The following is a 9,840-nucleotide window of genomic DNA, read 5'->3' on the forward strand; positions in this document are numbered from 1 at the left end:
AAATATTACATTAATAACAAATACCGAAACTGGAAGAGAGGTTTTAACTCTTAAAGGTATGGTTACGCCAAAAGCTAAATAATAAATAAAAAAAATGGATTCAGGAACAATAGCTAGTTTTTTGCCTTTTGCTGCAATGATTTTAGTCTTATACTTTTTTATGATAAGACCACAAATGAACAAACAAAAGAAAGAAAAAGCATTTTTAGCAGAAATTAAAAAAGGTACAAAAGTAGTAACCTCTAGTGGTATTCACGGAAAAATTTCAGAAATTAATGCTTCTGATAATACAGTTACTATAGAAACTGGCGCAGGAAAAATAAGATTTGAGCGCTCTGCAATTTCATTAGAGTTGAGCAAAAAATATATGGTTACAGACAAAAAGTAATTATAAACTATATTTTAAAAAGTGAGCTTTTTCTATAATTAGATAAAGCTCACTTTTTGTTTACAAGCTTTTTCAGTACTTTAGATAAAAAATTAAACTTCTTGGCAAAATCTTCAAAGAAAATACCGAAAACATTTTTTAGTTTTTTAGCAATATCAGCTTTGATATGGCTGTTAATTACGTTTTCTAAAGAATACAAAACTGTAATTAACTATCCTGTTAAGTATACAAAAATTGCACAAGACAAGTTATTGCAAGAAACACCCATTAAAAAAATAGATGTCGCAATAAAGGCATCTGGGTTTAAAATTTTACGAGCAAAAATTTCTCAAAAAACCATTGAACTTGATGCTTCTAAACTAAATAGAAAAAATTCGTCTAAATTTTATTTTTTAATTGATAATCAACGTTCAAAAATTCAAAAACAGTTACTTACTGGTGTAGAATTGCAAGAAATTATACAAGATACTATTTACTTAAATTTAGGGTTATTAACATCAAAAAAAATAGCACTAAAACCAAATTTAGAAATAGATTATCACATTGGGTATGATTTATTAGATGAAATTACTTTAAAACCAGACTCGATAATTGTGTCTGGTCCTGAGTCTCAAATTGCAAAAATCAATTATCTTAATTTAAAAAAGTTAACGCTTACAGATGTAAAATCAAACTTTAAAGAGCAAGTAAACATACAAAAGCCAGAAAAAAGTAAAAACTTAAAATTTAATACCACAATATCAACTATTTATGGTAAAGTGGATAAATTTACAGAAGGTAAACTACAAGTGCCAATTACCATAAAAAATTTACCCCCAAATACCAATATAACAACACTTACTAAAAATGTAGAAGTTGGTTTTGTGGTTGCCTTATCTAACTTTGTAAAAGTATCAGAAACCTCGTTTAAAATAGAATGTGATTATCGATTTTCTGAAAAGAATAATTTAGATTACTTAATTCCGAAAGTAGTTGCCAAGCCTGATTTTGTAAAAAGTTTTAAAATAAATCCAACAAAAATTGATTTTTTAATTCAAAAATAAATGAAAATAGTTGGTTTAACAGGTGGTATTGGTAGTGGTAAAACTACAGTTGCAAAAATGTTTGCAAGCCATACTAATTGCGCTATTTATATTGCAGATGTAGAAGCTAAAAAGTTAATGAATTCTTCAAAAATTATTAAAGATAAATTAATTGCTAATTTTGGAGAAGCATCCTATACTAAAGATACATTAAACAGAAAATTTATTTCAAATATTGTATTTAAAGACAAAGAAAAACTTGCTAAATTAAATAGTATTGTGCATCCAGAAGTAAGGAATCATTTTTTGCATTTTATCAAAATAAATAATCAAAAAGCGTATATTATTTATGAAAATGCAATATTATTTGAGAGTAAAAGTCATCTTTTTTGTGATATTATTATTACAGTTTTTGTACATTTAAATACTAGAATTCAACGAGTAATTACAAGAGATCAATCCACTAAAAAAGAGGTATTAAATAGGATGAAAAATCAATGGGATGATCAAAAAAAAATACTACAATCTAACTACGTTATTTTGAATGAAAACCTAGAGGAAACGAATATGCAGGTGCAAAGAATCCATAATATTTTAACAGTTAACTCTTAAAACGTTCAAATATCTTCAACACTTTTGTTAAAACACTCTTAAATTTACTTTAAATTTGTTAATCAACGTTAAAAACGTGATTTGCCATTTTATTAAAACTTAACTTTGATTTATGCGTAAAAAAATGTTTGTTCTTATCGTTGTTTTAATGAGCGTTTCCTTAATAGGAATCATCGCTGTTCAGCTATATTGGATTAACAACGCATTAGAGAGTAAAAAGGCACAATTTAAAAACGATGTTCAAAAATCTTTAGGAAGTGTTGCCGAAAGAATTTATCAAAAAGAAGAAGAACAAATTCGATTGCAAGTTCAAGATTTTATAAAAGCAAAATCTACAGCAGATAATGCCCAAATTAAAAATTACCTTTTTCAACAGATAGATACAACAAACAATAGAAAAATAACTTTCGGAACTACAATCTTAGAAGAAAATTTTGAAATTCCTTTAGATTTCTTAGATGATGAAAAAATAATTTTTACCAGGGTTACAGGTAAAAAAGATTTTTCTCAAACAAGATTTATAAAATCACCCGACGACATTCTCAATGCCACAAGTGAAAAACGTTTTTCATTTACAGGAAGAATGAAAATTTTGGAAGATGGACAATTTGAAGAGCTTTTAAAAGAAAGTTATAAAAAATATCCTATAAATCAAAGAGTAAGCAATAGAGAGTTAAATGCAACTATAAAAGATGAGTTAAAAAAAAGAGATATAAATTTAGATTTTAAATATGGCGTATACACCTATGATGGTTTGGCAACACCTTTAAAATCTGGTTATTATACAATAAAACAAAAAGGAAGTTATAAGCGTGAGTTGTTTTCGGATTCAGAAGGTAATCCAGAACATATCTTATATATTACTTTTCCGAATCAAAATAATCATATTTTATCTGGTATATCTAGTATTTTATTGTTGTCATTATTTTTCATTTTTATTATCATTATTGCGTTTTCAAGTTCTTTATATCAATTGATTAAACAAAAAAAGATATCAGAAATTAAAACAGATTTCATCAACAATATGACACATGAATTTAAAACACCAATTGCTACCATTAACTTAGCTATAGATTCTATTAAGAATCCGAAAATTATTAGCGATAATGACAAAGTGTTGCGTTATATTAATATGATTAAGGATGAGAATAAAAGAATGCATACACAAGTAGAAAATGTATTACGAATTTCTAAATTAGAAAAAAATCAATTAGAAATTAGTAAGGAAACTATTGATATTCACGACGTAATAGATGACGCAATGAACCATGTTAGTTTATTGATGCAAGATAAAAAAGGAGTTATTAAAACACATTTCGAAGCGATAACTACAGAAATATCTGGAAACGAGTTTCATTTAACCAACGTATTTGTTAATATTTTAGAAAACGGAATAAAATACACAGTAGGTGCACCTGTAATTGATGTATATACAGAGAGTACCAATAAATTCTTCATCGTTAAAATAAAAGATGAAGGAATTGGAATGAGTAAAGCTGTTCAAAAAAATGTTTTTGATAAATTTTACAGAGAGCAAAAAGGTAATATACATGATGTAAAAGGTCATGGTTTAGGCTTAGCTTATGTAAAAGAAATTGTTGAAAAACATTATGGAACAGTTTTTGTAGAAAGCGAAAAAGGAAAAGGAAGCATATTTACAGTAAAATTACCTTTAATTTAAAAGTATAAAAATGGGAAGTAAAAAGATTTTATTAGTGGAAGACGATCCAAATTTTGGAACCGTTTTAAAAGATTATTTGGCATTAAACGATTATAACGTTACACATGCAAAAGATGGTATTGAAGGATTAATTATGTTTAAAAACAGCGATTATGACTTATGCATTTTAGATGTAATGATGCCTAGAAAAGATGGTTTCTCTCTTGCGCAAGACATAAGAGCTACCAATAAAGAAGTACCTATAATTTTCTTAACTGCAAAAACTTTAAAAGAAGATGTTTTAAAAGGATATTCAGTGGGTGCAGATGATTATTTGAATAAGCCTTTTGATTCTGAGGTTTTATTACACAAAATAAAAGCTATTTTACAGCGTAAAGAAACTGATAAATCAGCAGAGTCAGAACAGTTCGAGTTTAATATTGGATCTTTTTTCTTTAATTCTAAACTACGTCATTTATCAATTGGTGAAGAAGGTGAACCTTCAAAACTTTCACCAAAAGAAAGCAAACTACTCCGTATGTTAGCTATTCATAAAAACGATTTAATGCCAAGAGAGTTAGCATTAACAAAAATTTGGAGAGATGACAATTACTTTACATCAAGAAGTATGGATGTATATATAGCTAAGTTGCGTAAATATTTAAAAGCCGATGAAAATGTAGAAATTTTAAATATTCACGGAGAAGGTTTTAGGTTGGTAGATAAATCATAATATAAAATACTTCCTTATAAAATGACTCAGCTTTACCTAAAGTTGAGTTATTTTAAAATTTTTGTAAAATGGCAAAGTTTGTAAAAATTTATAATGAGAATCCTAATGCAAATGAGATTCAAAAAGTTGTAAAAACCCTGCAAAATGGTGGTTTAATTATATACCCAACAGATACTGTTTATGGTTTAGGTTGCGATATTACAAACATTAAGGCGCTAGAAAAAATTGCAAAATTAAAAGGTTTAAAACTAGAAAAAGCTAATTTTTCATTTGTTTGTAACGATTTAAGTCACCTGTCTGATTATGTAAAGCAAATAGATTCACCAACATTTAAACTTTTAAAAAAAGCATTGCCTGGGCCATATACTTTTATTTTACCAGGTAGTAAAAACTTACCTAAACCTTTTAAAAAAAGAAAAACAGTAGGTATTCGTATACCAGACAATAATATTGCCAGAGTTTTAGTAGAAACACTTGGCAACCCAATAGTTTCCACATCTATTAGAGATGATGATGATGTTTTGGAGTATACTACAGATCCTGAATTGATTTTTGAAAAATGGAAAAATATTGTTGATGTTGTAATTGATGGTGGTTATGGAGATAATTATGCATCTACAATTATAGATCTTACCAATTCAGAACCCGAAGTTATTAGAGAAGGTAAAGGTAGTTTAGATATTTTATAAAACTTTTTAAAACTTTACTGTAAATTTTTAAACTTAGTTCTTCCTAAAACAAAGTATTGCCAAACTATACTAGTGTGTAAATTATAATCTTGTTTTTTAATAAGTGTTTTTCGCTTTTTTAAGAACTTGTAAAAGTTTTTATAAAAACTTAAATGAGCTTTTAATATAGCCCAAGTATGTACAGGTCTAAGTTCTATAATAAATTTAAGACCGGCAATTCCGTCTAAAATTAAACGAGAAAAAACAACAAATAAAAACCACTTTTTAGGTACGTTCTTAACTACATTTAATAAGCTATTCCTAAAGTTTAAATAGGTTTTATGTGGGTTTGTTTCTTGTAAAGTAGCTCCACCTACATGATAAACTGTTGAAGTACCAACATATTTTATTGTAAACCCAATATTTTGTACACGCCAACACAAATCAATTTCTTCTTGATGTGCAAAATAGTCTTCATCAAAACCTTTGATTTTGTGATACACATTAGAACGAATAAAAAAACAGGCTCCAGAAGCCCAAAAAATATCAGTAATATCATTAAATTGATGGGTGTCTTTTTCTAAGTGATTAAAAACACGTCCTCTACAATAAGGATATCCATATAAATCGATAAAACCACCTCCTGCACCTGCGTATTCAAATTTGGTTTTGTCTTTGTAATCTAAAATTTTAGGCTGAATTATAGCCGTATTTTCATCAGTTTTAAAAACCTCTAAAATAGGAGGAAGCCAATTTTCGGTAACTTCTACATCAGAATTAATTAAACAATACACATCTGCATCTACAGCTTGTAATGCATCATTATATCCTTTGGCATAACCACCATTTTTTGGGTTTTCAATAATTTTTACAGACGGAAAAAAAGTTTTTACAAATGCAATTGAATCATCAGTAGAAGCATTATCAGCTACATAAATATCAGCTTGATGTAAACTAAAATTTACGATTGAAGGTAAAAACTGTTCAAGCAGTTGCTTACCATTCCAATTTAATATGACAATTGCAGTTTTCAAGGTTGCGAATTTACATTTTAAAAATTAGTTAAGTTCTAATTTTATCTTAATTATAATCAGGAATATTGGGTAAGAACACGTACGTTTCTCGCTCAAAATCCATTTTACAATAAAAATGCGCTAAACCATTGGTTACAACTAGGTAATTGGCTTTTAATTTTAAGTTATAACGTGCAATTTGATCAAATGTATCTTGTGTTATTTTTATATGTGGTGCTTTACATTCAACAATAATATTGTGCGCTCCATTTTTATCAAAAATTAGAATATCAGTTCTTTTTTTTCGATTGTTAATAGTCAACTGTTTTTCTAGGGCAATTAAAGAGGTTGGGTATTTTTTTACTTCGATCAAATAAGCTACAAAATTTTGTCTAACCCATTCCTCAGGAGTTAAAACCATATATTTTTTTCGAAGATTATCAAAAATAAGCGTCTTATTTTCGCTATTTTTGAATTTGAAATTATAATCTGGTAAATTCAGTTTTATCATCATTCAAATGTAGTAAAACATCTTGTTTTAATTTCAAATTACAAACTTATATCAACAATATAATTGAATTCTTTTTCTTTAGGAAAACGCTAGAGTACCCTCATGAACGAAATAAGAACCATAGTTTCAGACATCAAAAAAGGAAATATAAAACCCATTTATTTTTTAATGGGTGATGAACCTTATTATATCGATAAAATTTCGGATTATATTGAAGATACTGTTTTAGATGAAACAGAAAAAGGCTTTAATCAGCAAGTTTTGTATGGTAGAGATGCTAGTATAGAGGATATTGTTGCTGCAGCAAAACGTTATCCTATGATGGCTGAAAGACAAGTTATTATTGTTAAAGAAGCCCAAGATTTAAGTAGAAGTATTGAAAAATTAGTTGCTTACGCTCAAAACCCGCAACCAACTACGGTTTTGGTATTGAACTATAAATATAAAAAGTTAGATAAGCGTAAAAAACTGCATAAAGCAATTGCAAAATCGGGTTTACTTTACGAAAGTAAAAAGTTGTATGACAATCAAGTAGCAGATTGGATTCGTAGAGTTTTAAGTGGAAAAAAATATCAAATAGAGCCAAAAGCGGCACAAATGTTAGTGGAGTTCTTAGGTACTGATTTAAGTAAAATTGCCAACGAATTAGATAAATTAATGTTGATTTTACCCAAAGAAACCATTATAAATGATAAACATATTGAAGAGAATATTGGGATTTCTAAAGATTTTAATAATTTTGAGTTGCAAAAAGCAATTGGTGCTAAAAACGTTTTAAAAGCAAATAGAATTATCAATTATTTTGTAGAAAACCCTAAAAACAATCCAACTGTGATGACCATTTCTTTGTTGAATAATTTCTTTACAAAACTATTGTTATTTCATGGTTTGCAAGATAAATCTAAGAGTGCTGTATCTAAATCTTTAGGGGTTAGTTTTTATTTTATTGATGATTATTTTGCGGCATCAAGAAATTATCCAATGCGAAAAGTAGCTCAAGTAATTACTTTTTTAAGAGATGCAGATGTAAAAAGCAAAGGTGTTGGTGCTAGCCAAAGTCAAGGTGATATTTTAAAAGAACTTATATTCAAAATTTTACATTAAAATGAAAAATATTTTCACAAAAAAAGTAACTGAAGAAATTATCAATAGAATTGAGAAATTAACACCAAAATCACAACCAATTTGGGGTAAAATGTCTGTAGCACAAATGTTAGCACATTGTTGTGTAACTTATGAAATGGTGTATACAGATAAGCATCCGAAACCGAATAAATTTACAAGATATATGATGAAACTTTTTGTAAAAAATATTGTGGTTTCAGAAAAACCGTATGCTAAAAATGGCAGAACTGCACCACAATTTTTAATTGTTGATGATAAAGTTTTTGATACCGAAAAGAAACGTTTAATCGATTTTATAAACAAAACCCAACAATTAGGAGAAAAAGAGTTTGAAGGTAAAGCATCTCATTCTTTTGGAAATTTAACCGCAAAAGAGTGGAATAATTTATTTTACAAACATTTAAACCATCATTTGCAACAATTTGGAGTTTAATTTATTTTCTTTCTAAAAAATCTTGATAAGATTGTTGTGTAATTGCTTTTCCTAAAGAATCTAAATTCGAAGTACTACCTGAATTTATTATTGGTTTTTTACTGATATAATCATACACATAAAAGCCATTTTTATTCAAGGTTCCATAACCTTTGTTAAAAATATAGTGTGCATAATTTTTATCTGAAGAATTAAAAATGTTTTTTCCAAAAACAAATTCTTTTTTATTTCCATTTAACAAATCCAAAAGAGTGTAAGAAAAATCTACTTGACTAGAAAAAGTTGGTATTTCTTTAAGCTGTTGATTTACAGCTCCACCCAACCACAACATAGGTATTCTAAATTTTTTAGGAGAAAAATAAGGGCCTTTGTGCTTTGGAGAACTATGTCCATGGTCAGCCATAATTACAATTAACGTATTTTTATACCAATCTTGTTTTTTTGCGTTTTCAATAAAATCTCCAATAACTTTATCTGTGAAATGGTGTGCACTTCTAAATTTATTGTCTTCAGAATCTTTACCAAAAACATATTCACCTTTTATTTCATAAGGTTCATGACTCGTTAAGGTTAAAGCTACTTTAAAGAAAGGTTCTTTTTTATTTGTATTTAAATCTTTTAACAAACGTTTCATAAAAACATCATCGTAGGCTCCCCATTTTGAGTTCCAATCTTTAGAGTCAAAATCACTACCATCTATAAAATTTTTGATTCCTGCATTTCGTAAATAGGTATTCATATTTCCAAAATTTAAGTCACCTCCATAATAAAACGAAGTTGTATAACCCAATTCTTCCATTTTTTTTGGCAACATAGGTAAACTTCTTGTTTTATTAGGCATTCGCATAATTCTCTTTACAGGTTGTGGATAATAACCGCTTAAAATTGCAGGTATTCCTTTATCAGTTCTATCTCCATTTGCATAAAAATTGGTAAATAAAATTCCTTCTTTTGATAATCGATTTAAATTTGGTGTAACATTAGGTTCGCCACCTAAAGATCCTACAATTTTTGCAGGTAAACTTTCCCAAAGTATTAATAAAACATTTGGTTGATTTTGTGTTAAAACTGAATCACTATCAGCATTTAAAAGCGGCTTTCTTGCATTTTCAATAATGTTTGTGGCAGTTTCATCTTCAAAATAAACATAAGGGTTTTTACCATCTGTTTTATGGGTTAGTGTATTGAAAAAATTCCATATAAAATTTATGGCAGCATGGTTTGCAAACATTTTATTTGAGAAATACACGTTACTTTGATTTACAGGGATGGTTTGAAAACCACCTCTTATAGGGATGATAAGAGCTGCAGTAAGCAACAAAAAAACAGGGGCTTCTAACCAAAATCCAGTTGTAATTTGTTTTGATTTTTTATGACAAGAGGTATTAAATATTTTAACGAATATATAAGAAATAAAAAGCCAACCTAATACACCAGAAATAAGTTGAAAAGTAGAGGTTGACGCAATCATCAATTCAGGGGTGTTTAAATAGGGTAATAGAGAAGTATCTAAACGAACCCCCCAAGCTTGGTAAAGACCTGCATCAATAAGCAACAATAAGGTGATAAAAATAATGATTGCAATGGTATACCATTTTACAATTGTTGCTATTATTTTCGGGTAGATAAAAACTGAAAAAATCACCAATAAAAAAGGAATTACAGACAAATATCC

General features: G+C 28.0%; 11 protein-coding genes. 8 read left to right on the top strand and 3 right to left on the bottom strand.

Features of this window, described 5'->3' with window-relative positions; translation table 11 throughout:
* Positions 1-94 precede the first annotated feature (94 nt).
* The 6 genes from yajC (at position 95) to ACTG3V_RS14120 (ending at position 5,104) form a co-directional block, all read left to right on the top strand.
* Positions 95-388 (top strand): preprotein translocase subunit YajC, encoded by a 294-nt coding sequence (gene yajC, locus ACTG3V_RS14095; RefSeq protein WP_439132812.1) that lies wholly within the window; start codon positions 95-97, stop codon positions 386-388.
* Positions 389-489: 101 nt separating this feature from the next.
* Positions 490-1,431 (top strand): CdaR family protein, encoded by a 942-nt coding sequence (locus ACTG3V_RS14100; RefSeq protein ID WP_439132813.1) that lies wholly within the window; start codon positions 490-492, stop codon positions 1,429-1,431.
* The gene (gene coaE / locus ACTG3V_RS14105) at positions 1,432-2,022 is read left to right on the top strand and encodes a dephospho-CoA kinase (protein ID WP_439132814.1); all 591 of its coding nucleotides are present in this window, start codon (positions 1,432-1,434) and stop codon (positions 2,020-2,022) included.
* 124 nt (positions 2,023-2,146) lie between these two features.
* Entirely contained in the window at positions 2,147-3,703 is a 1,557-nt protein-coding gene (locus tag ACTG3V_RS14110; protein WP_439132815.1) for a sensor histidine kinase, read from the top strand.
* Between the two features lie 10 nt (positions 3,704-3,713).
* Positions 3,714-4,415, top strand: a complete 702-nt coding sequence (locus ACTG3V_RS14115; protein WP_439132816.1) for a response regulator transcription factor — start codon at positions 3,714-3,716, stop codon at positions 4,413-4,415.
* Between the two features lie 68 nt (positions 4,416-4,483).
* Positions 4,484-5,104, top strand: coding sequence for an L-threonylcarbamoyladenylate synthase (locus ACTG3V_RS14120; protein WP_439132817.1), 621 nt, complete (start codon positions 4,484-4,486; stop codon positions 5,102-5,104).
* 14 nt (positions 5,105-5,118) lie between these two features.
* On the opposite strand, the gene ACTG3V_RS14125 is transcribed toward ACTG3V_RS14120, so the two are convergent.
* Together ACTG3V_RS14125 and ACTG3V_RS14130 are read right to left on the bottom strand one after the other, a co-directional pair.
* Positions 5,119-6,117 carry a glycosyltransferase family 2 protein gene (locus tag ACTG3V_RS14125; protein ID WP_439132818.1) on the bottom strand — a complete coding sequence of 333 codons (999 nt, stop codon included), beginning with the start codon at positions 6,115-6,117 and terminating at the stop codon, positions 5,119-5,121.
* 46 nt (positions 6,118-6,163) lie between these two features.
* Positions 6,164-6,607 (bottom strand): type I restriction enzyme HsdR N-terminal domain-containing protein, encoded by a 444-nt coding sequence (locus ACTG3V_RS14130; RefSeq protein ID WP_439132822.1) that lies wholly within the window; start codon positions 6,605-6,607, stop codon positions 6,164-6,166.
* Between the two features lie 102 nt (positions 6,608-6,709).
* On the opposite strand from ACTG3V_RS14130, the gene holA reads away from it, so the two are divergent.
* Both holA and ACTG3V_RS14140 read left to right on the top strand, forming a co-directional pair.
* Positions 6,710-7,711, top strand: coding sequence for a DNA polymerase III subunit delta (gene holA / locus ACTG3V_RS14135; protein WP_439132819.1), 1,002 nt, complete (start codon positions 6,710-6,712; stop codon positions 7,709-7,711).
* Position 7,712: 1 nt separating this feature from the next.
* Positions 7,713-8,165 (top strand): DUF1569 domain-containing protein, encoded by a 453-nt coding sequence (locus ACTG3V_RS14140; RefSeq protein WP_439132820.1) that lies wholly within the window; start codon positions 7,713-7,715, stop codon positions 8,163-8,165.
* 1 nt (position 8,166) lies between these two features.
* Here ACTG3V_RS14140 and ACTG3V_RS14145 read toward each other — a convergent pair.
* Positions 8,167-9,840, bottom strand: a 1,674-nt coding sequence (locus ACTG3V_RS14145; protein ID WP_439132821.1) for an LTA synthase family protein, incomplete at its 5' end; no start/stop codon positions are given.

The organism is Polaribacter sp. (assembly GCF_965660385.1).
Classification (GTDB): domain Bacteria; phylum Bacteroidota; class Bacteroidia; order Flavobacteriales; family Flavobacteriaceae; genus Polaribacter.

Bases quoted from the DNA above. Each gene is read 5' to 3' on its own strand.
- yajC (WP_439132812.1), top strand. From the start codon at position 95: ATGGATTCAGGAACAATAGCTAGTTTTTTGCCTTTTGCTGCAATGATT.
- coaE (WP_439132814.1), top strand. From the start codon at position 1,432: ATGAAAATAGTTGGTTTAACAGGTGGTATTGGTAGTGGTAAAACTACA.
- ACTG3V_RS14110 (WP_439132815.1), top strand. From the start codon at position 2,147: ATGTTTGTTCTTATCGTTGTTTTAATGAGCGTTTCCTTAATAGGAATC.
- ACTG3V_RS14115 (WP_439132816.1), top strand. From the start codon at position 3,714: ATGGGAAGTAAAAAGATTTTATTAGTGGAAGACGATCCAAATTTTGGA.
- ACTG3V_RS14120 (WP_439132817.1), top strand. From the start codon at position 4,484: ATGGCAAAGTTTGTAAAAATTTATAATGAGAATCCTAATGCAAATGAG.
- ACTG3V_RS14130 (WP_439132822.1), bottom strand. From the start codon at position 6,607: ATGATAAAACTGAATTTACCAGATTATAATTTCAAATTCAAAAATAGC.
- holA (WP_439132819.1), top strand. From the start codon at position 6,710: ATGAACGAAATAAGAACCATAGTTTCAGACATCAAAAAAGGAAATATA.
- ACTG3V_RS14140 (WP_439132820.1), top strand. From the start codon at position 7,713: ATGAAAAATATTTTCACAAAAAAAGTAACTGAAGAAATTATCAATAGA.